General features: G+C 65.7%; 21 protein-coding genes and 1 pseudogene. 10 read left to right on the forward strand and 12 right to left on the reverse strand.

Annotated elements, in window-relative coordinates; all coding sequences use genetic code 11:
* Nucleotides 1-35: 35 nt before the first annotated feature.
* Entirely contained in the window at nt 36-1,592 is a 1,557-nt protein-coding gene (locus SynRS9909_RS06490; RefSeq protein ID WP_050752645.1) for a SulP family inorganic anion transporter, read from the reverse strand.
* Nucleotides 1,593-1,726: 134 nt separating this feature from the next.
* Here SynRS9909_RS06490 and SynRS9909_RS06495 point away from each other — a divergent pair, with 134 nt between their 5' ends.
* Complete coding sequence (locus tag SynRS9909_RS06495) at nt 1,727-2,914, forward strand: FAD-binding oxidoreductase (protein ID WP_038001388.1); 1,188 nt, start codon at nt 1,727-1,729, stop codon at nt 2,912-2,914.
* A 15-nt stretch (nt 2,915-2,929) separates the two neighbouring features.
* On the opposite strand, the gene SynRS9909_RS13995 is transcribed toward SynRS9909_RS06495, so the two are convergent.
* Together SynRS9909_RS13995 and SynRS9909_RS06500 are read right to left on the reverse strand one after the other, a co-directional pair.
* On the reverse strand, nt 2,930-3,052 hold the full coding sequence (locus SynRS9909_RS13995) for a hypothetical protein (protein WP_007102585.1): 123 nt from the start codon (nt 3,050-3,052) through the stop codon (nt 2,930-2,932).
* 41 nt (nt 3,053-3,093) lie between these two features.
* Complete coding sequence (locus tag SynRS9909_RS06500; RefSeq protein ID WP_038001384.1) at nt 3,094-3,420, reverse strand: hypothetical protein; 327 nt, start codon at nt 3,418-3,420, stop codon at nt 3,094-3,096.
* Nucleotides 3,421-3,521: 101 nt separating this feature from the next.
* On the opposite strand from SynRS9909_RS06500, the gene SynRS9909_RS06505 reads away from it, so the two are divergent.
* From SynRS9909_RS06505 to SynRS9909_RS06525, 5 genes are read left to right on the forward strand one after another with little or no spacing between them, the layout of a single operon-like run.
* Nucleotides 3,522-4,553 (forward strand): amino acid ABC transporter substrate-binding protein, encoded by a 1,032-nt coding sequence (locus SynRS9909_RS06505; protein WP_007102583.1) that lies wholly within the window; start codon nt 3,522-3,524, stop codon nt 4,551-4,553.
* An 8-nt stretch (nt 4,554-4,561) separates the two neighbouring features.
* The gene (locus SynRS9909_RS06510; protein ID WP_007102582.1) at nt 4,562-5,467 is read left to right on the forward strand and encodes an ABC transporter permease subunit; all 906 of its coding nucleotides are present in this window, start codon (nt 4,562-4,564) and stop codon (nt 5,465-5,467) included.
* 27 nt (nt 5,468-5,494) lie between these two features.
* Complete coding sequence (locus SynRS9909_RS06515; RefSeq protein WP_007102581.1) at nt 5,495-5,998, forward strand: HdeD family acid-resistance protein; 504 nt, start codon at nt 5,495-5,497, stop codon at nt 5,996-5,998.
* A complete protein-coding gene (locus SynRS9909_RS06520) occupies nt 5,998-7,035 on the forward strand; it encodes an amino acid ABC transporter permease (RefSeq protein ID WP_007102580.1) in 1,038 nt (345 codons plus the stop codon). The genes SynRS9909_RS06515 and SynRS9909_RS06520 overlap by 1 nt, the downstream gene beginning before the upstream one ends.
* Before the next feature lie 20 nt (nt 7,036-7,055).
* Complete coding sequence (locus SynRS9909_RS06525) at nt 7,056-7,799, forward strand: amino acid ABC transporter ATP-binding protein (RefSeq protein WP_116431430.1); 744 nt, start codon at nt 7,056-7,058, stop codon at nt 7,797-7,799.
* A 1-nt stretch (nt 7,800) separates the two neighbouring features.
* On the opposite strand, the gene SynRS9909_RS06530 is transcribed toward SynRS9909_RS06525, so the two are convergent.
* Together SynRS9909_RS06530 and SynRS9909_RS06535 are read right to left on the reverse strand one after the other, a co-directional pair.
* Nucleotides 7,801-8,001: a hypothetical protein gene (locus SynRS9909_RS06530; protein WP_007102578.1), complete on the reverse strand. Its 201-nt coding sequence runs from the start codon at nt 7,999-8,001 to the stop codon at nt 7,801-7,803.
* A 71-nt stretch (nt 8,002-8,072) separates the two neighbouring features.
* Nucleotides 8,073-8,729, reverse strand: coding sequence for an alpha-ketoglutarate-dependent dioxygenase AlkB (locus SynRS9909_RS06535; RefSeq protein ID WP_007102577.1), 657 nt, complete (start codon nt 8,727-8,729; stop codon nt 8,073-8,075).
* Between SynRS9909_RS06535 and SynRS9909_RS06540 the strand changes: the two genes are divergently transcribed.
* Together SynRS9909_RS06540 and SynRS9909_RS06545 are read left to right on the forward strand one after the other, a co-directional pair.
* Entirely contained in the window at nt 8,728-10,311 is a 1,584-nt protein-coding gene (locus SynRS9909_RS06540; protein ID WP_007102576.1) for a bifunctional aminoglycoside phosphotransferase/ATP-binding protein, read from the forward strand. The genes SynRS9909_RS06535 and SynRS9909_RS06540 overlap by 2 nt on opposite strands.
* A gap of 66 nt (nt 10,312-10,377) precedes the next feature.
* Nucleotides 10,378-10,659 (forward strand): annotated as a pseudogene (locus SynRS9909_RS06545) (hypothetical protein); the annotation flags it as partial.
* Nucleotides 10,660-10,893: 234 nt separating this feature from the next.
* On the opposite strand, the gene SynRS9909_RS06550 reads toward SynRS9909_RS06545, so the two are convergent.
* From SynRS9909_RS06550 to SynRS9909_RS06575, 6 genes are read right to left on the reverse strand one after another with little or no spacing between them, the layout of a single operon-like run.
* The gene (locus SynRS9909_RS06550) at nt 10,894-11,787 is read right to left on the reverse strand and encodes a homoserine O-succinyltransferase (protein ID WP_007102574.1); all 894 of its coding nucleotides are present in this window, start codon (nt 11,785-11,787) and stop codon (nt 10,894-10,896) included.
* 24 nt (nt 11,788-11,811) lie between these two features.
* Complete coding sequence (locus SynRS9909_RS06555) at nt 11,812-13,161, reverse strand: O-acetylhomoserine aminocarboxypropyltransferase/cysteine synthase family protein (RefSeq protein ID WP_007102573.1); 1,350 nt, start codon at nt 13,159-13,161, stop codon at nt 11,812-11,814.
* 5 nt (nt 13,162-13,166) lie between these two features.
* On the reverse strand, nt 13,167-13,871 hold the full coding sequence (locus SynRS9909_RS06560) for a hypothetical protein (RefSeq protein WP_038002025.1): 705 nt from the start codon (nt 13,869-13,871) through the stop codon (nt 13,167-13,169).
* Between the two features lie 56 nt (nt 13,872-13,927).
* Nucleotides 13,928-14,917 (reverse strand): lytic transglycosylase domain-containing protein, encoded by a 990-nt coding sequence (locus tag SynRS9909_RS06565; RefSeq protein WP_007102571.1) that lies wholly within the window; start codon nt 14,915-14,917, stop codon nt 13,928-13,930.
* A gap of 16 nt (nt 14,918-14,933) precedes the next feature.
* Nucleotides 14,934-15,503: a DOMON-like domain-containing protein gene (locus SynRS9909_RS06570; RefSeq protein WP_038001381.1), complete on the reverse strand. Its 570-nt coding sequence runs from the start codon at nt 15,501-15,503 to the stop codon at nt 14,934-14,936.
* A 1-nt stretch (nt 15,504) separates the two neighbouring features.
* Nucleotides 15,505-16,650 (reverse strand): phosphotransferase enzyme family protein, encoded by a 1,146-nt coding sequence (locus SynRS9909_RS06575; protein WP_007102569.1) that lies wholly within the window; start codon nt 16,648-16,650, stop codon nt 15,505-15,507.
* Nucleotides 16,651-16,759: 109 nt separating this feature from the next.
* Here SynRS9909_RS06575 and SynRS9909_RS06580 point away from each other — a divergent pair, with 109 nt between their 5' ends.
* Together SynRS9909_RS06580 and SynRS9909_RS06585 are read left to right on the forward strand one after the other, a co-directional pair.
* Nucleotides 16,760-17,971 carry a DNA repair exonuclease gene (locus SynRS9909_RS06580; RefSeq protein ID WP_007102568.1) on the forward strand — a complete coding sequence of 404 codons (1,212 nt, stop codon included), beginning with the start codon at nt 16,760-16,762 and terminating at the stop codon, nt 17,969-17,971.
* Entirely contained in the window at nt 17,962-20,658 is a 2,697-nt protein-coding gene (locus tag SynRS9909_RS06585) for an AAA family ATPase (protein ID WP_007102567.1), read from the forward strand. Before SynRS9909_RS06580 ends, SynRS9909_RS06585 begins: the two co-directional genes overlap by 10 nt.
* 40 nt (nt 20,659-20,698) lie before the next feature.
* Here SynRS9909_RS06585 and SynRS9909_RS06590 read toward each other — a convergent pair whose 3' ends face one another.
* Nucleotides 20,699-22,231, reverse strand: a complete 1,533-nt coding sequence (locus tag SynRS9909_RS06590; RefSeq protein ID WP_038002024.1) for a hypothetical protein — start codon at nt 22,229-22,231, stop codon at nt 20,699-20,701.
* Nucleotides 22,232-22,240 lie beyond the last annotated feature (9 nt).

Consider the following 22,240-nt stretch of genomic DNA (forward strand, 5'->3'; position numbering starts at 1 on the left):
AAGGCATTGCTGTCACACCGGCCTGGCGTGGCGAACTAGGAGCCTGTCGTGTTGACAGATTCCGGCAGGTCGCATCGAGCGCCGATGACAAAAGCAGGCGTTTCGCTGATGCGATCAAATAGATCCAGACTCTCTTGATTGAGATTGATCAACTCGACTTTGGAGCCGCCTTGCTGAAGCTTACGAATAACCTGGTCGAGAGCTCGCATGCCAGTTTGATCCCAGACATGAGCCTGGGCCATGTCAATCGTAACACGGGCTGGATGGACGTGCTTCTTGAAGCCTGCCAGGAAATACACCGTGCTCACGAAGAAGAGCTGTCCCTGCACCGTGACGTAGAGATGATCGTTGGTGAGCTCAGTGGTGGTAACGGAGATCACTTTGGCCACTTTGCGGCTGAAGAGAATGCCAGCCAGTGCAACCCCGACCACCACCGCGATAGCCAGATTGCGGGTCATCAATGCCAACACCAGGGTGAGCAGCATCACAGAGGTGTCGCTCTTGGGCACGACTTTGACCTTGAGAAACGAATCCCAACTCACCGTGCTGATCGACACCATGATCATCACGCTCACCAGCGCCGCCATCGGGATGCGGGCCAACCAGCTGCTCAGTGAGATCACCAGGATCAAGAGCCCCACGCCAGCCGTGAGGGTCGACAGGCGGTGGCGACCACCAGAGTTCAGGTTGATGACCGACTGGCCGATCATGCCGGCGCCGGCCATGCCTCCAAACAGTCCGGCGGTGATATTCGCGAATCCCTGGGCCCTTGCCTCTGCCTCATAATCGGCTTGCTGATCCAGCATGTCCTCCACGACATTGGCGGTGAGGAACGATTGCAGCAGGCCCACGAATGAAATAGCCAGGGCGGTGGGCAAAATGATCCCCCAGCTGTCCCAGGAGCCGAAGACCGCCGGGATCTGAAAGACAGGCAGGCTGTTCGGGAGCTGGCCCAGGTCACCCACGCGGGGAATGGGTAATTGCAGCCATTCCGCCAGGCCGCTGATCAACAGGATCGCCACCAGGGTCGAAGGCACCAGCTTGGTGAGCCGGGGCAGCCCATAGATGATCAGCAAGCCCAGAGCCACCAATCCCCAGACCCACGGCCAACTGATGCTCTCTCCAGTGGCTGCAAGGCTGGGAATGGTTTCACCGCCGTCGCGGCCGATGCCCAGTTGTGGCAACTGGGCTAAAAAAATCAGCACGCCGATGGCGTTCACAAAGCCCACGGTCACGGCCCGAGGCACGAAACGCATTTGTTGCGCTAGCCGCAGGTAACCCCAGAGAATCTGAAACACACCGGCCAGGATCGTGGCGGCCAGCAGATAAGGCAGCCCATGGGACTGCATCAGGCCGCCCATCAACAGAGCCACACCGGCGGTGCAGGCTGACACCATGGCCGGTCTGCCGCCAAGCAGGGCCACAACGATAAGAATGCAGATCGAGCCGAACAAGCCAACCTGAGGATCCACGCCGGCCACAATTGAGAACGCGATCGCCTCGGGAATGATGCCGAGGGCCACCACAAGGCCAGCGAGGCATTCCTTGGGTATCGCTTGACGGTTGGGAATCAACGACAGACTTTGTGGCACTTTGAATGAAACGAAGAGCAGCAGCTTGATCAACCTGTTCTATACCGCAGCGACTAACGCTCTGATTCGTTCTCCCTATCGCCATAACGCCATTGCCAGAACTTGAGCCCCGTCCCGGTGATCTCTCCCGCTGCATGCGCGACTGGAGCGGGCCGACTCCCGTGCTCGTGCGCAGCGGCGGTACCTCGAGCCGGTCCCGTGATCCAGCCCTGTGGAGCCTCGATCTTCGCACCCATTGCCGTGAGCTGCAGCTCAGCGACAACGGCCACAGGGTGCGCGTCGGCGCCGGCGTGACGATGGCGGAGTTGCAACGGGCTCTGGCTCGAGCAGGGCGCAGCATTCCCACCGGCCTTTCCGGCCTGCCGGGAGCCGGCTATCTGCTCACCGGAGGGATCAGTCCGCTCAGCCGCAGTCAGGGTCTGGCCATCGATCGGATCCTTGCTCTGGAGGGGGTGTGGGGCGATGGGGAGCCGTTGGCGCTCACGGCAGAGCAAAGCCTGGAGGCCGATGGCCATGGCTCTGAGGCTTGGCGGGGTCTGCTCGGGGCGGCGCCGTTTCTGGCGGTGGTGAGCGCGATCGAGCTGTGCACCACCCCACGCCAGCCCCTGCAGATCGCCCGTGCCCTGGTGTCGCCCGAGCAGCTGGCTGAGTGGATTCAGCGGGCGGAGACCTGGCCGGATGGCCTCAGCCTGCAGTGGTTCTGGGCGGAACGGATCGAAATCCTGCTGGTGGCGATCGAGGTGGATGCCCCGTCGGTTCAGGCCTGGGCCGCGTGTCAACCGCAGCTCGCCCGCCTCCCCGGCGCCATGGTGGAGCGAATTGATGGGCTGGAGGCCTTGCCGCCGTTCGGATCGTTGGCGCGCACCCCCCACCAGGGACCGCCTGGCGCTCAGGAGGTGCTCGGCCTGCTGGCGCCCGCCTGGGGGGCGGCGACCCCGGCCCTGATCCAGATGGCGTGCCAGGCGTTGGCGCAACGGCCCGATCCCGGCTGTGCCCTGGCGAGTCAGCAGCTGGGGGGGGCGACCGCCCGGGTGTCTGCAACCGCGACCTCGTTTGTGCATCGCCAGGCGATCTGGAAACCCTGGATCACCGCCGCCTGGCCCGCCGACGATCCAGCGGCGCGGCAGCGCAGCCTGACCTGGCTGCTGCAGCTGCGGGATCAGCTTCGGCCCCACTGCCCCGGGGTTCACCTCGCCCAGCTGCATGACCATCTGCCCTGGCATGGCTGGGAGCTGGAGGCCGCCTTCGGCGATTGGCTTCCCGGTTTGCGACGCCTCAAAGCGCATCACGATCGTCACCGACTCCTGCCGGGGTTGTCATAATCCGCGCCCCCCGCTTCAGCGCTTCTGCGGCGGCTCCGGGGTGTCGGAGGGCTTGAGGAGAACGGCCACCGTGCCCGCCACGATCACCAGAATCAGCAGGCCACCGCCCAGAAGGGGAAGGGTGAGATCGGCATCCATGGCGGTGCGGCAACAAACCCCATGCTGACGCCCGATTCGGTTCAGCGGGTCTGCTGCATCAGCGCCAGGCAGCTGAGCAGGTCTTTGCGCATGCCCTTGAGCCGCTTGCGGATCTGTTCATCCTTCGGTTTGGCCTGCACGTACCGCTCGGTCACATCCACGCCGATGCCGAGCACAAGGCAAAGGGTTTCCACATCGCCGCTCTGGGCAGCCCGCTGCCCGGCGCCATCACGAATCACCTGCAACAGCGCCATCTTGTTGTTGTAAAGCTGGCGATCGTTGGCGTCCCAGGCGCGCACCTCGATCGGTGTGCCAAGGCTGAGGGCCATCCCCACCAGTCCTGCGGTCCAGGGCCAGCTCAGCGTCACGATCCGCCCCGACACGTTTGCGCGGAACTTAGGGACCCTGGCGTCGTTCTGCCATCCTCTCCTCAGCGAGGAGGTTGGAAGCCATGGTCAAGCATCGCCCCATGGCCCTGCTGCTGGGTCTGGCCCTGCTCGCGGGCTGCGCCACCCTCGGTGAGGGCGGCGCCTCACGGCTCGATCTGATCCGACAGCGCGGCAGCCTGCGCTGTGGCGTCAGCGGCAAGATTCCTGGCTTCAGCTACCTGCAGACCGACGGCCGCTATTTCGGTCTTGATGTGGATCTCTGCAAAGCGTTTGCGGCAGCCTTTGTGCCCGAAACCGGCGCTGTCGACTATCGGCCGCTGACGGCACCGGAACGGTTTACGGCCCTGCGCACCGGAGAGATCGATCTGCTCTCGCGCAACACCACCATGAACCTCAGCCGGGATGCGGCGGGTGGCAATGGCCTCAGTTTTGCCCCGGTGGTGTTTCACGACGGCCAGGGCTTGATGGTGTCATCAGGCAGCGGCATCAAGCGGCTGGAGGATCTTCAGGGGAAAAGCATCTGCGTGGGCTCCGGCACCACCACCGAGCAGAATCTCAACGATGCCTTTGAGGCCCGGGGCATCGCCTACACCCCGATCAAATACCAAGACCTGAACCAGGTGGTGGCCGGCTATCTGCAGGGCCGTTGTCAGGCGATGACCTCCGATCGCTCCCAGCTCGCAGCGGCCCGGTCCGGATTCGCCGATCAGCGCAACCACCGGATCCTCGAGGAGGTCCTGAGCAAGGAGCCCCTGGCGCCCGCCTCGGTGGGCGGCGACCAGCGCCTGGCCGATGCGATGCGCTGGGTGGTGTACGCCTTGATCACCGCCGAGGAACTGGGCATCACCCAGGCCAATGTGCAGGAGCGCTACGCCGAAGCACAGCGGCGCCCGGAACTGACCCGGCTGCGGCGGTTCTTCGGGCTCAATGCCGGCCTGGGCGAGACGCTCGGCCTGCGCGATGACTTTGTGGTGCAGGTGATCCAGGCCACTGGCAACTACGGCGAGATCTATGCCCGCAACCTCGGGCCTGACAGCCAGGTGCCGATCCCCCGTGGCCTCAATCGTCTCGGGCGCGATGGCGGTGTGATGGTCGCCCCTCCCTTCCAATGAGCGCTCCCATGTCTGGGCGTCGTCGCTGGTGGCTTCAGGCCCTGGTCGTTCTGGCGGCCCTCACCCTGCTGGGGCTGCTGGTGAACAACCTCACGGTGAATCTGATCCGCACCGGCCTTGGCCTCAGTTTTCGTTGGTTGTCGCGGCCGGCGGGTTTTGCGCTGGCCGAGCATCCGCTGCCCTACGCCCCATCCGACAGCTACGCCTGGGCACTGCTGATGGGGTGGCTCAACAGCCTCAAGGTGATCGTGGCGGGCCTGATCCTGGCCACCCTGCTCGGAGTGAGCGCCGGGGCTGCCCGCCGCAGCGCCAATGCCCTGCTGCGTTGGTTGGCGGCGCTCTATGTGGGCCTGATCCGCCAGATCCCCCTGCTGCTGCAGTTGTTGTTCTGGTATTTCGTCGCCTTTCTCGGGCTGCCCCCCGCCTCGGAACCCCTCAGCCCGCTGCCGGCGCTGCTTCGTCTCTCCAACCAGGGCATCGAGCTGCTCGGCGTGCCCTTGAGTGTGGAGTTCAGTGCGGTGTTGGTGGGCTTATCGGTGTTCAGCGGTGCGGCGATCGCCGAGTTGGTGCGGGGCGGCCTCGATGCGGTGCCCAGGGGGCAGTGGGAGGCCTTCCGCAGCCTCGGGTTGCCGGAAGGGTTGGGCCTGCGACGCGTGATCCTGCCCCAGGCCCTGCCGGCGATCCTGCCCGGACTGAGCAGCCAATATCTCAATCTCGCCAAGAACAGCACCCTGGCGATTGCAGTCGGTTACGCCGATCTCTACGCCGTCAGCGACACCACCATCACCCAGACCGGCCGGGCGATCGAGGGATTCCTGCTGCTGTTGCTCAGTTTTCTTCTGCTCAACCTGCTGATCAATGGCGGCATGCAACTGCTCAATCGTGTGGTCGTGAGCGGACGGCACCGCCCCTAAGCTGCGGCCGTTCTTTCCAGAAAGGTCATGGGATCCCGTCGGATCGCTGCCGTGCTGCTGATCGTTGCCGCGATCGCCGCCATCCTGCTCCCCTTCGCGTCCGGAACGCTGCTCACCATCGGCCTGGGCGGCATCGCCTTCGCGGCCGGTATCGGTCAGTTCCTGCGTCTCGGCGGAGAAACCGGCCTGCAGGCCCGCCTCTTCCGTGTGCTCACCGGCCTGCTCTACTGCGGCGCCGCCATCTGGGTGTTGATCGATCCGATCGACAGTGAAATCAGCCTCACCCTGTTTGTGGGTGTGTTGCTGCTGGTGGAAGGGGTGATGGAACTGGCGGTCGGTGCCACCGCAGCGGTTCCCGCCGCTGGCCTGGCGGTGCTCGATGGTGTCGTTACCGCGATTCTCGGTCTGTTGCTGGTGCTCGAGTGGCCCAGCGACAGCCTCTGGGCCCTGGGCACCCTCTTCGGTGTGGGTCTGTTTCTCTCCGCCCTCAACCTGTTCCAGTCCCCCACCCCCAGCGGCGGCGCCAGCTGATGGGGCGTTGGCGCCATCTCCGGCGCCATCTGCGCCGCCACCCCCTGGATTCGGTCCTGTCCCTGGCGATCCTGCTCCTGATCGCCTGGGCCCTCTGGGCCACCGGCCAGTGGGTGGTGCAGGTGGCCGATTGGCGGCTGGTGAGCGCCAACCTGCCGCTCTACGCCAGTGGCAGTTATCCCGCTGAGCAACGCTGGCGCCCCCTGCTCTGGCTGGCCCTGATCCTGGTGCTCACCCTGGTCACCCTGCTGGCGCCCCGGCCCGCGCCAGGGCAACGTCCCGGACCCTTCCGGTTGGCCCTGCCCTGGTTGTGGCTGCTGATGCTCCCCCTGGGGCTGCCTGTGCTCGCCGGTGGTGCGGGCACCGGGCTCAGTGCTGTTTCGTCCCGGACCTGGGGAGGGCTGGTGCTCACCCTGTTGCTCACGGGCGCCAGTGGACTGCTCGCCCTGCCCCTGGGCGTGATGCTCGCTCTCGGCCGCAGCAGCGACCTGCCGGTGCTCCGTCATGGCAGTCGTCTGTATGTCGATCTGATGCGGGCCGTGCCGCTGATCGCCGTGTTGTTCTTCGGTCAGCTGCTGATCCCCCTGTTTCTGCCCGTGCAGCTCGAACTGAATCGGGTGTTGCGCGCTGTGCTGGCCTTTGCCCTGTTCGCATCGGCCTACGTGGCCGAAGATGTGCGCGGCGGGCTGCAGTCGATTCCCTCCACGCAAAAGGAGGCGGCAGCGGCCCTCGGCCTCAGTGCCTGGCAGAGCCTGCAGCTGGTGGTGTTGCCCCAGGCGCTCCAGATCGCGATTCCCGCCCTCACCAATCAGGCGATCGGCTTGCTGCAGAACACCAGCCTGATGGCCCTGCTCGGCCTGGTGGAATTGCTGGGCATCAGCCGCAGCCTGCTCGCCAACCCCGCCTTCATCGGTCGGCACCTGGAGGTGTATGTGTGGCTGGCGTCGCTCTACTGGCTGCTCTGCACGGCGATGGCCCTGTTGGCCCGTCGCCTTGAGCGTTCCGTCCAGCCGATCCCCCGCGCCCCAGGCCGATGACCACTGCCGCTTCCAGCCCGATCCAGCCGGCGATCCAGGCCAGCGCGATCTGCAAGCGCTACGACCAGGGGCCTGCCGCCCTTGATCAGGTGTCGCTGGAGGTGCGACTGGGTGAGGTGCTGGTGGTGATGGGGCCGTCGGGATCGGGGAAGAGCACCCTGATCCGCACCTTCAATGGGTTGGAGGCGATCGATGCCGGTGCGCTGAATGTGCTCGGGATCCACCTCGATGCCGACCATGACGAGCGCCAGATCCGCCGCATCCGCCGGCGGGTGGGGATGGTGTTTCAACAGTTCAATCTGTTTCCCCATCTCTCGATCCTCGACAACATCACCCTGGCGCCGATCCGGGTGCAGAAGTGCTCCCGCCAGGAGGCCGAGAGCCAGGCACGGCAGTTGCTCGAGCAGATGGGCATCGCAGAACACATCCACAAGCGACCGGGACAGCTCAGCGGTGGTCAGCAGCAGCGGGTGGCGATTGCCCGGGCCCTCGCCCTGAAGCCCGAGGTGATGCTGTTTGATGAACCCACCAGCGCCCTGGATCCGGAACGGGTGAAGGAGGTGCTCGATGCGATGCGTGTGCTGGCGTCCCAGGGCATGACCATGGTGGTGGTGACCCATGAACTGGGTTTCGCCCGGGAGGTGGCCGACCGGGTGTTGTTCATGGATGCCGGCCGGGTGGTGGAGCTCAATGACGCCCGCAGCTTCTTCCGCCACGCCGAAGAGGAACGCAGCCGCCGTTTCCTCAACCAGATGCAGCACTGACTCAAACTGCCTGGAGCCGTTGCAGGGCCCGCTCCGCCGCCATCAGCTCCCGTTCGGTGTGCAGCCAGCTCTCATTGCCCTGGGGCAGCCGGTCCACCTGGTCGGCCAGGCGAAGCAGCAACTGGTCTCGGCGCCCCCGCAGGCTCTCCACCAGAGAGAGCCAGTGCCTGGAGAGGGAGCAGGTCGGTCCGGCGGCAACCATGGAGACAATCTGTAGACAGTTGCCATTCTGGCACAGCTTTGGTTTTGATTTGCTCCTGGCGCTGGCCCTGGTCACCGTGCCGCTCTGGTGGTGGATCCTGCAGAACGGGCTGCCATGAGAGGGGTGAGGCCTGCTGGCGGGCGGAAGACGCGGAAGGTGAGATTGATGCGCGCCGTGCTCACCTTTTTGCGCACGGGCACGGCGTGCAGCCAGGCCTGTTGACAGCCCGCTGCCATCACGAGCAGATCACCATCGCCAAGCTCAAGGTCGTGCCGTTCCCGGGTCTGCCGGTGACGGAACTGAAAGGTGCGGCTGGCACCGAGCGAGAGGGACGCAATCGCCTGATCGGCGACGATCTCCGGCTCGTCGTCGGCATGCCACCCCATGCGGTCGTTTCCATGCCGATAAAGATTGAGCAGACAGCCGTTGAACGGCGTCTTTGCTGCCGTCCGGACCCGCTCGAGCAGGGGCCGGAACCAGTCGGGCCAACCCTCGCCGCGATGGACCACGCCGCTGTAGCGGTAGGCGAGCCCCGGATCGGCCAGAAAGAGGGTGAGACGGGGCACCGGATGCTCCCGCCCGTAGACCCGCACCACCGGTTGCTGCCACAGCAACCGCTCCGAGAGAAGGGCCTGCCAGTGCCGACAGTCGGGTTCCGGTAACCAGCCCCCATACCAGTGCCAGGGACGCGTCATCATGCGGCAATGGATCCAGCGGACCTTGCCCATGGTGGCTGACTCCTCCGATGGGCAGCCGCCCCTGATTGCGGCCCTGCTCCGGCCTGAGGCCTACCCCCATCCGGTGGAGGCGGTGCAGCTGGTGGAAACCCACATCTCCTGGGTTCTGCTCACCGGTCGCTGGGCCTACAAGATCAAAAAACCGATCGATCTTGGCTTTGTGCAGGCCAGCTGCCTCAGCCAGCGGCAGCATTTCTGCCGCGAGGAGCTGCGTTTGAATCGCCGCCTCGCCCCCGATCTCTACTGCGCCGTGGTGTCTGTGCTCGGCCCTGCGGAGCGGGCTCGGATCGCCCTGGTCGAGGGGGCGGAGGGATTGATCGAACCGGCGGTGCGGATGCGTCAGTTTCCGGCCCGATCCCTGCTCAGTCGCTGCCTGGCCGATGGGGTGCCGCGCAGCAGCTTTGAGCAGCTGGCCGAGGATCTGGCCCGCTTCCATCACCGGGCCGAGGCGGCGCCGGTCGGTGGCCGCTTCGGCAACGTCGAGGCGGTGGTCGAACCGGTTGAGACCAACCTGCGGGTGCTGGAGGAGGAGGTGAGCCCAGCCACCAGCCGCCATCTCCTCGCCCGCCATCGCGCCTGGGTGGCCTCCGAGGCCAGCCGCCTCGGGCCCCGGTTCCGGGAACGGCTCCGCGACGGTGCCATCCGGGAATGCCACGGCGATCTGCACTGCGGCAATGTGCATCGCCGCGACGACGGCAGCCTGGAGGTGTTCGATGCCATCGATTTCAACCCGGGCCTGCGTTGGATTGATCCGATCAGTGAGATGGCCTTTCTGGCCATGGATCTGCAGGTGCTCGGTGAGCCAGCGGCGGCGGCGTGTCTGCTCAATCGCTGGTTGGAGTGCAGCGGCGACTACGCCGGGATGGACCTGTGGCGTTGGTATTCGGCCTATCGGGCGATGGTGCGCGCCAAGGTGACAGCGTTGCGGCAGCGCCAGGCCCCGAATCCGGCCAACCAGGAGGAACTGGAGCGCTACCTCGCCCGCGCCGCCGCCATGGAGTCAGCGCCTGGGGGTGGGCTGGTGTTGATGCATGGGCTCAGTGGCAGCGGCAAGTCCTTTTGCAGTGAGCAGCTCGTGGCCTCCCTGCCGGCCCTGCGTCTGCGCTCGGATCTGGAGCGGGCTCGTGCCTTCGGTCGTCTGCCGGGGCAGGAGGGTTGGCGCCACGATGCCGATCCCTACAGCCCGGAAGTGAATGCCTGGCTGTTCGGTCAGCATCTGCCCGCTCTGACGCAGCGACTGCTGAGCAGCGGCTTCCATGTGATCGTGGATGCCACGTTCCTGCGTCAGCGGGAACGGCAGCAGATGTTGCGCCTGGCCTCGCGCTTGCAGCGACCCGCCTGCATCGTGGCCTGCCACTGCAGCGACGCCACCGCCGCCCAGCGGCTGATCCGCCGGCAGCAGCAGGGAAGGGATCCTTCCGAAGCCGACCTGGCGATTCGTCAGCGGCAGCAGCGATGGCTGGAGCCCCTGGTGGACAGCGAACGGAGCCGCTGCCTGCCGTTCGATGAAGGAGATGATCCGGTGGCCCTGGCGGTACAGCTGCGGCAACGCTTGACTGCTGAAGCTGCGTAACGACGCTGCGTAACAAGGGATGACATCGCCCCGGGCCTGATCGGTCCACCCCCATAGATTTCCGCTATGGCAGCGCGCATCACCAAAGACGAGTTTTTGGCCCGGGCGCAGCAGCGCTTCGGTGATCGCTTTGATTATTCCGGCATTCACTATCGCAGCTACAAGAGCCCGATCAAGATCATCTGCCGCAAACATCCCGTGCAGCCGATTTCAATCACACCGGAAAAGCATCTGCAAACCACCGGCGGTTGTCGTCATTGCCTGCGGGAGAAGCGCGTCGAGTCGCTGGAGCGGGAGTTGAATCGCCAGTCGCCGAATCGCCCGTCGCCGGAGCGCCAGCCGGAGACGCCGATCAGCCAGGTGCAGCGTCTGGCCCTGCTGGCCCTGCTTCTCGCTGCGTCCCTTCCGGTTCAGGCCGGCAGCATCACCGCCGAATCGGTGTGGAGTGAAGACGATGCGACGCAGCGCGCCGAGGTGCAGGTGCCCAAAAACAGCACCGTCACCGACAGCCAATGCGAGACCATCCAGGTGAGAAACAGCGACCGTTATCGCTGCACAGTGTTTTTTAAGCCGTAAACCGCATTATTCCGTCAGACTGACGCGTTGATAGCAGAACCAGACCCACTGCTGAAACAGCAGATTGCGGTGGGATCGCCACAGGGTGCGGGGTTGATCGGCATCGAAATTTTCAGGAGGGGGCACATCGCCGCGGGCGCGATCCCGCTCCATTTCCCCAAGGATGCGGGAGGTGTTGTATTCCGGGTGACCCAGATGCATCAGTTGGCGCTGATCGGTGGTTTCAAAGATCGTGTAACCCACCTCCTCGCCATGGGCGAGCAGGCGCAAGCGACCCTGGCGCTGGGCTGCTTCCATCGCCGCATCGCGCAGACCGGCATGGCGACTCTGGGGACAGACAAAGCGGTCGTCCTGGGTGCCCATCAGGGCGTGACCCGGCACCAGACTGCGCAGCGGATACACCCCAAAGAGTTTGCGCTCGAACGGCACCTTGTCGACTCCGGCCAGATAGGCCAGCGCGAAACCGGCCCAGCAGAGGCCCAGGGTGCTGGCACACACCCGCCGCGCCTCCTCGATCAACTCCACCAGTTCAGGCCAGTAGTTCACCTGCTCATAGGGCAGATGTTCAACCGGGGCGCCGGTGATGATCAAGCCATCCAGGGGAGCCTGAGCCGTCGCTTCGTCCCAGCTCACATACAGCTGGTCGAGATGATCGTGATCCCAGGTTTTGTAGCTGTGACTCTGCAGGCGAATCCAGATCGGCTCGATCTGCAAGGGCGACAGCCCGAGTGGATGGAGCAGATTGAACTCATATTGCTTCCCCAACGGCATGATGTTGAGGATGCCGATGCGCAGCGGTCGGATGTCCTGACGTTCCGCCAGGGCCGGTTCAATCCAGGAAATGCCGTTGCGTTCAACCGAGGCGATCTTGTGATAATTACGCGGCAGAATCAGAGCCATGGCGTCCGATTGTGAGGTCGCAGATCAGGGAAGGAGGGCCAGGGCCTGATCGAAATCGGCCTTGATGTCGTCGATGTGCTCCAGACCCACCGAGACCCGCACCATGGTGGGCGTCACACCGGCGGAAGCCTGCTCCGCTTCCGAAAGCTGCTGGTGGGTGGTGGAGGCCGGGTGGATCACCAGGGTCTTGGCATCGCCCACATTGGCCAGATGACTGGCCAGTTTCAGGCCATTGATGAACTGCACCGCATCATCGAAACCGCCTTTGAGGGCGAACATCAGCATGCAGCCCATGCCGCGACCGGTCAGGTAGTGCTTGGCGCGGGTGTGGTAAGGATCCCCGGGGAGACCGGGGTAGCTGACGGACGCCACCTTCGGGTGCTCCTGCAGCCAGCTGGCGAGGGCCATCGCATTCTCAGCATGGCGCTCCACCCGCAGACTCAGGGTCTCCAGGCCCTGCAGCAGCAGGAAGCTGTTGAACGGGCTCACCGCCGGCCCCCAATCCCGCAATCCCTCCAGACGGGCCCGCAGAGCGAAGGCGATGTTGCGGTCATCGGGCACACCGAGCATCTTGCAGATGTCGCTGCCGAAGCCGAAGGCCTGCCAGTGCACCAGGCCGTGATAAGCGGCGCTGGGTTCACTCATCAGGGGGAAGCGGCCATTGCCCCAGTCGAACGTGCCCGCATCAACGATCACACCACCCAGGCTGGTGCCGTGGCCTCCGATCCATTTGGTGGCGCTCTCCACCACCACATCGGCCCCATGCTCGATCGGCCGGAGCAGGGCACCGCAAGCACCCAGGGTGTTGTCGACAATCAGCGGAATGCCCCGCTCCTTGGCAAGGGCGGAGAGGCCGGCGAAATCGGGAATGTTGAAGCGGGGATTGCCCATCGCTTCCACATAGATCGCCTTGGTGTTGGCATCGATCTGGGTCGCGAAGCTGTCCACGTCATCGCCTTCGGCGAACTTCACCTGGATTCCCAGGCGGGGAAACTGCACCTTGAACTGGTTGTAGGTGCCGCCATAGAGGAAGGAGGTCGACACGAGGTTGTCGCCCGCCTGCATGCAGTTGGTGATCGCCAGAAACTGCGCCGACTGGCCCGATGCCGTCGCCAGGGCGGCCACACCCCCTTCCAGGGCCGCCACCCGCTTTTCGAACACATCCGTCGTCGGGTTCATCAGACGGGTGTAGATGTTGCCGAACTCCTTCAGCCCGAAGAGGTTGGCGCCGTGCTCGGCGTCATTGAAGACGTAGGAGCTGGTCTGGTAGATCGGCACCGCCCGGGAGTTGGTCACCGGATCCGGGACCTGGCCGGCGTGGAGCTGGAGGGTCTCGAAACGTTGGGATGCCAAGGCGTGCCAGGTCTGGGTCATCTGTTCTAGCTGGCGGCCCCACCCCCCGGACTCCAGTCGGCGGGGGGCTCGGGCTTGTCACTTTCGGCGAGGGAGGGCAGGGTCTCGCGTACCAGGGGGACGAAGCGGCTGCGCACCTGCTGCCGGAAGCCATCCACCGCCTCAGCGTGCAGCACCGGATAGGCCTGAGGACCGGCCTGATCCCGAAGGGGCCGCCAGCGGTTGTTGTCTTTCGCCTTGAGCTCCTGCAGTGGTGTGCTCAGATCGAGCTGACGCAGTTCTCCCTGGGAGGCGGCCAGCGTGGTCGCCACCCCCGCCAGTTCGTCACGCACCGGGTCAAAGCCCTTGGCCTTGAGCGTGTCGGGCAGGCCGAGCACAGGCTGGTAATAGTTGAGCAGGCGCAGCTCCTCCTCCAGCAGGATCGCCCAGGCGCCCCGGGCCCCCTCCGGCAGTCCAAATCCCGCCTCCGCGCTGGTCATCACGTCGAGGTGAAACTGAAGCCAGCGGTAGTACGACTTGTCGCGCAGGCCTTTGCGCACGGCGGCCTTGCCGCTGAGGATCACGGGGAGGGCCGCTTCCGCCTTGCGCAGAAACAGGCGGTCCTCCCGCTCCAGATTCATCGCTCCCCAGCGCTGGCGGTATTCCCACAGCTCGGCATAGCGGGCCACATCCTCCTCGGACCAGCCCAACGCTTTCAGCTCATCGCCCCGATGGGTCAGTTCCTTGGCCACGCGCAGGATCGGTTTCAATCGATGGCAGCGTAGGCGGTGGCCTCAGGCCCACCCGTTCACGACGCCGGTGGACTGCTGGCGGGTTGCTGCTGAAGATAGGCGCCAACTCCGATCGGCTCGGTCTGGGCGTAACCCACCGGCAGCCAGAGATCCCCCGTCGCTGAAGCGAAATGAATTTCCCAGTGATAAAGCCCGCGATAGGCCGCCGGGTTGTCCTTGAGCAGGGCGGCGTAGCGGAGGACGGCGTCGCCGTAATGGTCGCTGTTGTTGTAACCCCAGAGCCCGCGGCGGATGTCCTTCAGCCCACCCCGCCGCACCAGATAGCGGGCAGCGGCATGGATCGCATCCCAGGGATTGCGGATGTCGCCTCCCTGGCCGATGCCTGGCTCCGCCCAGGTGCTGGGCAGAAACTGCATCGGGCCCTGGGCATTGGCCACTGACACCCCATCGATGCGGCCCATGCCGGTTTCCACCAGGTTCACAGCCGCCAACACCTCCCAGTCGATACCGGTCTTGGCGGCGGCGCTGCGGTAGGCCTTGAGCAATTGGTCAGCCGGTGCGGGTGGGCGGATTCGCCAGGCGGGCAGGCGGTTGCTGGCCGGCCCGCGATGCATGGCCAGGAATTGGCGGCGTGCGGCAATGTGCTGATCGAACACCCAGTGCCAACGCTCTGGCAAGGCGTTGCGCACGGCGGCAGCCCGCTCCGGCTGTTTGGACAGCACCCGATAGATCACCTGCTGCTGATGCGCCAGTGGGGGCAGGGCGCTGCCAGGCAACTGCGGATCGCGGATCGAGGACTCCAGTGCCGCAAGCAGAGTCGCCAGGGCCATGGCGTCCTCCGGAACCAGCGGGTAGTGACGCCCTGTGGCGGTACGGGGCAGGGTTGGATCGGTGGGTAACGCCGGACCCTTGCTGCGTCGTCTCGCGGTCGGTTCGTCGACCTGGGGAGCGTCGCTCTGGGGTTGGGGTCGGGGCTGGCTGGCGATCACCGCCGGCACCAGGGCGGCAGCGATCAGGGGCAGAAGCCAGCGCATCGATCGAGCCATCAACAATTGGTGCAGATCAGGTGGGCAGGAAGGCGCGCCGATCGTGAAAATCAGGCTGGTCGCCGGGGTGGGAGAGGGCCCAGTAGGAGAGGCGACCCTCTTGCTCTTCCACCACCATCGCAAGGCCGATCTCCGGTTGCATCGCCTCGGGCCAGCACGGGGGCAGATCGAGCTGGATGTCGCAGCGCAGATCCCTGGCCTGACGTCGCAGCTGAATCCGGGGTGGCTGGGGCAGATCCACCAGCTCCGGAGGGCTGCGATAGGTGCTGAAGGCGTAGAGGTTCCAGTCGCCGTTGGCAGCGGCGTTGAGCTCCCAGTAGCGCGGCGACTCAGGCCAGCCGAGGAAGGCCTCAAAGCAGGTGTGGTCCCAGAGGCCATCCCGGCGTTGCGGGGGGCCGGTGCGGCTGGGGCAACGCAGGCCCTCCAGGGACTCCCAACCCGGCCCGGGCCGTAGACCGAAGCTGAAGGCCATCGCACCGGAGGCCTGCCAGACGGCTTCCACCCGCAACAGCAGAGGCGGGCTGATGTGCGGCGCAAATGGCTGCAGGACGCAGAGCTGGCGCACCATCACCGCGTGACGTGCCATCTCAGGCCGGCTGCTGCGACAGCACGTCGCGGACCAGGGCTTCAATGCCATCCCACTGACGCTCGATCGAGTCGGTGAGGGCGAATTGCACCAGGGCCCGATCCAGGTTGTGGCCCGGACGCTCGGTGCGGAAGTAGCGATCTCCCTCCAGGTGATCGGTGAGGAAGCGCAGGCCCAGTTCAAAGGGCAGCAGGCGGATGCAGTCGGGCAGATAGTGGCGATCGGCTGTGCTCAGAAACGAACGTCCCACGCCCAGATAGCCCTTAAGGATGGAGCGGCAGAGGTCGAGATCAAAGTGCACCGTGCTCCACTCACGGCATTCCTCTCCGGCTGGGTTGCAGCAGGAGCGCAGACAGTCGCCGATGTCGTAATGCACCAGCCCGGGCTTGACCGTGTCGAGGTCGATCAGGCCCACGGCCTGGCCGGTGCGCTCATCGAGCATCACGTTGTTGATCTTCGGATCACCGTGGATCGGTCGGCGCTGCAGTTCGCCACGGGCACAGGCCGCCTCGAGCACATCCACCGCATGGCGGCGGCGTTCCACATGGTCGAGGGCCAGGCTCAGGGCCGCATCCGTGGATCCCTGTTGACAGGCCTGCCGCACCTGATCGAAACGGGCCAGATAGGCCGGGGTGATGTGAAATCCCTCCAGTGTGTCCGCCAGATCGGCGATCGGCAGGTCACTCACCAGGTGGTGAAACATGCCCAGGCCATAGCCGATTTCACGGGCATGGGCTTCATCGCGGATCACATCGCTGGTGGTGGCGGCGCCGATGTAGCTGATCGATCGCCAGAACTGCCCTTCATGCTCCACCCAGTGCTCCCCGTCGGCGCGCGCGCTGAGCACCCGGGGCACCTCCCAGCGACGCCCGGCCAGCTCCGCCGGTGCGTTGGCGAGGCGATGGTCGACATGACGGCCCAGGGTGAGCAGGTTGCCCATCACCAGATCGGGACGCTGGAACACGGTGGTGTTCAGCCGTTGCATCACGAAGGCGTCCGGTTCCCCCTCGCCGCGCAGCTGCACCAGGTAGGTGTCGTTGACGTTGCCCGTGCCGAGGGCGCGGATTCCGGCGATCCGCTCGGGCGCATGGAAGCGGCCGGCCACCAGCTGGAGGGAGCGTATAGACAGGGTGGCCCCATCCGCCATGGCTGATCGCATGCGTCTAAAGGGGAGAATGACGTGCTTCCCAGCCGCCGCCAGGCCCGAGTGTGCGGAACCTCAGGCAGCATGGGGCTGACCCAGGCCGTCATTGCCCTTGCCCCGTCTGTTGCATACGGCCGACTGGCAGATCGGCAAGCCGTTCCGCTGGGTGGAGGACACCGCCAAACGCAGCCGGCTGCAGCAGGTGCGCATCGCCATGATCGAGCGCCTCAGCGCCCTGGCTCAGGAGCACAGGCCGGAGGCGCTGCTTGTGGCCGGAGATTTGTTTGATTCCGCTGCGGTGCCCACCGCCACGGTGTTGGAGGTGCTGGAGGCGATCGCTGCCATCCCCTGTCCGGTGCTGGTGATCCCTGGCAATCACGATCACGGTGGCGCCGGGGGGCTGTGGCGGCGCAACGACGTGCAACGGGAGATGACCCGGCGCTGCCCGGATCTGCACCTGCTCCTGGAACGGCGTCCTGTGGAGATCGGCGATCTGGTGGTGTTGCCCTGCCCTCTGCTGCGTCAGCACGAAAGCGACAGCCCCACCGCCTGGCTGGAGTCGTTCGACTGGAGTCAGCTGCCTGCCGATCGCTGTCGTGTGGTGTTGGCCCATGGTTCTGTGCAGGGGTTCGGCGCCAGCGATGCGGACCTCAACGCCGCCACTGCCGGGCGCCGCAGCGATAGCAACAGGCTCTGTCTGGAGCGTCTGCCCCCGGCGGAGATCGATTACATCGCCCTGGGCGATTGGCATGCCCTGCATGCGGTGAGCGATCGCTGTTGGTACAGCGGCACACCGGAGCCGGACCGCTTTCCCCGCACACCGGAGGATCAGCGCGGTCAGGTGCTTCTGGTGGAGCTGGCGCGGGGCACCAGGCCGGCCGTGACCCCCCTGCCCACGGCATCGCTGCGCTGGCACAACGAACGGATCAGCCTGCGTTCCGCCGCCGATCTGCACCGGTTGGATCAATGGCTGGAGCACCGCATCGGTCGCCGGGTCGGGCGAGACCTGCTCCGGCTCGAGCTCGAAGGGCAGCTCGGTCTTGCGGAGCATCAGCGGCTCGGTGAGCGTCTGGAGGAGCTGCGCCAGGCGTTGCTGCATCTGCGTCTGCGCGGTCATTGCCATCGCCGCCCTGAGGCGGATGAGCTCCTGGCCCTGCGGGACTGCCCTGAGGGCCCCCTGATCCGGGCCGTGGCCGAGCAGCTCTGCCAGGGCCTCAAGGCCGCTGGCGAGCCAGGCGAGGTGGAGCGTCTGGAGACCGCCCTCTGTGAATTGCATCGGCTCACGGACCTGGAGCGCAACGCCCAGGAGACGCCATGCGCCTGACCCACTGCCGGCTTGAGAGTGTGCGGCGCCATCGCCAGCTGGAGCTGGTGTTTGCCCCTGGCGTGACCCTGGTTGCCGGTGCCAATGAGAGCGGCAAGAGCACCCTGGTGGAGGCGATGCATCGCGCCCTGTTCCTGCGTGCCAATGCCACCGGGGCGCCGATCCAGGCCCTGCGCTCGCAGCAACACCCCGGCCATCCCCAGGTGGAGATCGGCTTTGAGGCGGCAAACCGGGCCTGGACGCTCCAGAAGCGCTTCAGTGGCGCCAGTGGCACCGCATCCCTGCGAACAGCAGGGCAGGACGTGCTTCAGGGGGGCGAGGCGGAAGATCGCCTCGCCCAACTTCTCAGTGTTCCGGAAAGTCTGGGCAGTCGCCAGGTCAACCGCCAACTGCCAGGCCGCTGGGCCCATCTCTGGGTGATGCAGGGTGAAGCCGGGCGCGATCTGTTGGCCCAGGGCGCGGAGCATTACGCCCTGGCGGCCCTGATTGAGGCGCTGGAGGCGAAGGCGGAGGGGGCGTTGCAATCGCCCCTGGATCAACGCGTCAACGACCAGCTCGAAAGCCTGGTGCAGGCGGCGTTCACCAGCCGTGGTGTGCGCACCAACAGCGTGCTCTGGCAATGCCAACAGACCAGCGCAGCGGCTCGAGAGGGCCTGGAGACGGCGATCGAGACCCGCGAGCGGTTCGAGCAGAGCGGGGAAGCGCTCGATCAGCTGGTGCAGCAGATCGACACGATCGAACGTCAGCAGCTGCCCGCGCTGCAGGGCCGCATCCGCAGCCAGAAGCAACGCATCAGCCTGCTGCAGAGCCTCGAACCGTTGCGGCTGCGGCGTGAGCCGTTGGAACGCCAGCGCGGCAGTCTGCAGCGCCTGGAGACGGAGGCGCGCAGCCAGGCGGAGCGTCAGGTCCAGCTGGACCTGGCGCTGGAACGCTTGCAGCAGGAGAACGACCAGGCGGTCCAGACCTGCCGGCAGCAACGCACGGACCTGCAGGCGCTGGAGCAACAACGCCAGGCTCTCGAGCAACGCGGCCAGACGCTGCGACGCCTGGAGGAACGTGCTGGCCTCGAGCAGCGCTGCCGAGAGCTGGAGATCCGTCGGACGACAGTTCAGGCGTTGCAGCGTCAACGCCAGCAGCTGCAGGAGAAGCTGAGGCGTTGTCGCTCCCTCAGTGCCGCAGAGCATGAGGCATTGCAGGAGCAGCGTCAGGCCCTGGAGGCCCTCAGGATCCGGCGCGAAGCGATGGCCACCCGGGTGCGTCTGCTGCGGGCTTCCTCGCCCGTGGCGCTGGGTGGCGCAGCGCTTCAGGTGGGGGAGGAACGCCTGCTCAGCCAACCCTTCGGCCTGACCGTTGGCGAAGGAGTGGAGCTGGAGCTGACGCCCGGGGGAGGGGCGGACCTGGAGGCACTCGAACGGGAATGCCAGCAACGGCGACAGCAGCTGGAGCAGATGCTTCAGCGCCATGACTTCGCCAGTGTTGAGGAGGCCGAAGCCCAGTGGCAGCAGCGCTTGCGTCTCGATGCCGAGCAGCGGCTGCTTGAGGGGCAGTGGCAGCAGGTTGCGCCAGCGGAGGATCTCGAGACGGAGCTGCAGACCCTGCGCCAGCGGCTGGCGGCACTCCAGGAGGAGGAGACGGCTGTTTCCAGTGGCCAACCTGTATTGGATGACCAGCTGGAGCAGCTCGCGCAGCAACCCGACGCTCTGCATCGGGCTCTGGAGCAGTGCCGGATCAGCTATCGAACGGTTCAGGAGAGCTGGAAGCGCCTGCAGGGCCAACGGGACCCCGCGGAGGCGCGCCTGGCCCAGACCGCAAAGGACTTGCAGAGCCATCAGCTGCAACGGGAACGGCTGCTGACGGAGCAGGCCTCAGGCCTGAAGCAACGGCAGACCCTGGTGGAGGAGTGCGGTGATCTGGCCCAGCTGGATGCCGCCCTCGAGGCGCTGCGGCGCGAGGAGGACGCCCTGCGCCGCAGCGCCCAGGACCTCCCAGCCGAGGCGGGAGGGGTTGAAGCGGTGCGCGAGGCCGAAGCTGAGCTGCAGCGCCTGGAGGCGGAGGAGCAGCGTCTGGCACGCAGCCTGCAACAGCTCAGTGCTGAGCGGGGCGGATTGCAGGAACGCTGCCTGGCGCTGAGTGATGCCGACCCCTACGCGGCGGAGGAGGAGGCTGCCGCCCGCCTGGAGCAGGCGGAGGCGCGGGAGCGCAGTGAGCGGTTGGTGGTAGAGGCGCAACAGCTGTTACTGCACGAATTCCAACGGGCGCGCAGCGATCTCTCCAGCCGCTACACGGTGCCGCTGCGCCGCAGCATGGATCGCGTTCTCGCCCCCCTCTTCGGCCCTGACGGGGCACGCACCGCTCTGGGGTACTCCGCCAAAGATGGCCTTGGCGACCTGGGGCTGGAACGGGATGGGCTGTTGTTGCCGTTTGCGGCTCTCAGTGGTGGCCTGCGCGAGCAACTCAACGCGGCCCTGCGCCTGGCGATCGCCGATGTGTTGCGTGTGGGCCACGACGGATGTCTGCCCGTGCTCTTCGATGACGCCTTCAGCAACAGCGATCCGCAGCGTCTGCAGGCGGTGCTCACCATGCTCCGGCAAGCGGCGGATCGGGGGTTGCAGGTGATTGTGATGAGTTGCGATCCCGATCCCTACCGGGCCATCGCCGATGCGGTGGTGGAGCTGCCAACCAGCTGAGAAGCCCCGGCTTCAGAGCACCGTCATCAGAGCACCGTCATCAGAGCGCCGTTTCGATCACATTCATCGCCCGCAGGTAGGCGGGAGGTTCGGTGGCAGCGTCCAGCTCTTCGAAGCTGTTGTCGTCGCGGATCAGGCGACGGGCGTTGTCGGCAATCACCGCATTCACCACCAGATCCATCGCCTCCGGTTGGTGCAGGTTCTGCAGCGCCTCGGCGTAACGGCGACTGTGGGTGGGACGCACCGATTCCTGGCAGTAGTTGGAGAGCTCCCGGCTGTCTGTCATCACCGAGAAGGCCACCTCCTTGGTGGAAGTTTTGCCGTAGATCGCCATGTAAAGCAGGTTCACCATCGAGGCGTCATGCACAGGGATGGCGTAATTCCGCACGATCTGCGGCCAGTAACGCAGCGCCTTCAGCCCTTCCAGTCCACCTTTACGCAGACCCGCCTGTTCGCACCAGTCCTCCACCTCTTCCATCGTGTGGGGGCAGCGCTGCACCTCGCGCATCCGATCCGCCAACACCTGTCCAGCCTGGAAATTGCGCGTCGGTTTCCCCGACACAGGCAGCATCATGCTGCCGCGCACATCCGCCACCATGGCGGTGAGCTGGGCGAAGGTGTGGTCACGCACCTTTTCCATGTCTCCGCCCCGCACCAGCGCCGCTTCGATCCGCTGCACGCCATAGCCGAGTTCGGTGAGGGCGAAGGGTTGACGGTTGTAGAGCCGCTGACGATCCCGCCTGGCCATCGACACGGTGGCCGCCTGATCCAGGCATTGATCCAGCAGAAGGGTGAGCAGGGTCGGCAAGACCCCCGGATTTTGCTGGTGATAGTTGTATCCGAAGCCGGCAAACACCGACGACATGTTTTTCGCCGCCTTGATGTATTGCCCTTCGACGTTGTGCACGCCGGGGGACACTTGAATGTTGGGGGAGAGGCGATCGAGCATGCGTGCACCGAGCAGGGCGGTAAGCGCATTGGGATGGCAGAAGTTGGCAGTGAAACTGTCGAGTGGGTTGCGCAGGGCGCCGTGACGGTGGAAGCCGGAGAAGAAGGCCAGGTTCGGCACCTTCTCGCAGAGCACATACGACGCATTGGCGATGTGGTCGTGGCTGAAGGAGCCGGCAAGGCAGGCGAGCACCACCTGCTCACGTCCCAGCTCCTCCCGCAGTCGGCAGGCCTCCTGCAGGTCATCCTCCACGTGGTTGCTGTTGGCGCTGAGCACCACCAGTTCGCAGCGCTGCAGCAGGTCGGCCAGGGAATTGGGGCACCGCTCGCCAGCACCGGCGTCGTGGCTCGCCATCCGCTCCACGGCGGCCACATGCTCGGGATCCATGCCGGCGAGGGCGTCGGCGTTGAAGGCACCGAGCAGGCTGCGGCCGGGGCGGGCCGCCAGCAGCAGATCGCCTTCGCCCTCCTGCTGCATGGCGCAGTTGTAGGCCAGGGAGGCCGGGTAGAGCCCCACGCTGTAGAAGCCCACCTTGCCCACCTCCAGCTCACGGATGCGTTGACGCACCAGCTCGGCGTCGAGGCTGCGGGGGAAGAAGGTGTTGCTCTTCAGCGAGGTCTGCATCGTGCTGGC

The sequence above is a fragment of the Synechococcus sp. RS9909 genome (assembly GCF_014279595.1).
Taxonomy (GTDB): Bacteria; Cyanobacteriota; Cyanobacteriia; order PCC-6307; family Cyanobiaceae; genus Synechococcus_C.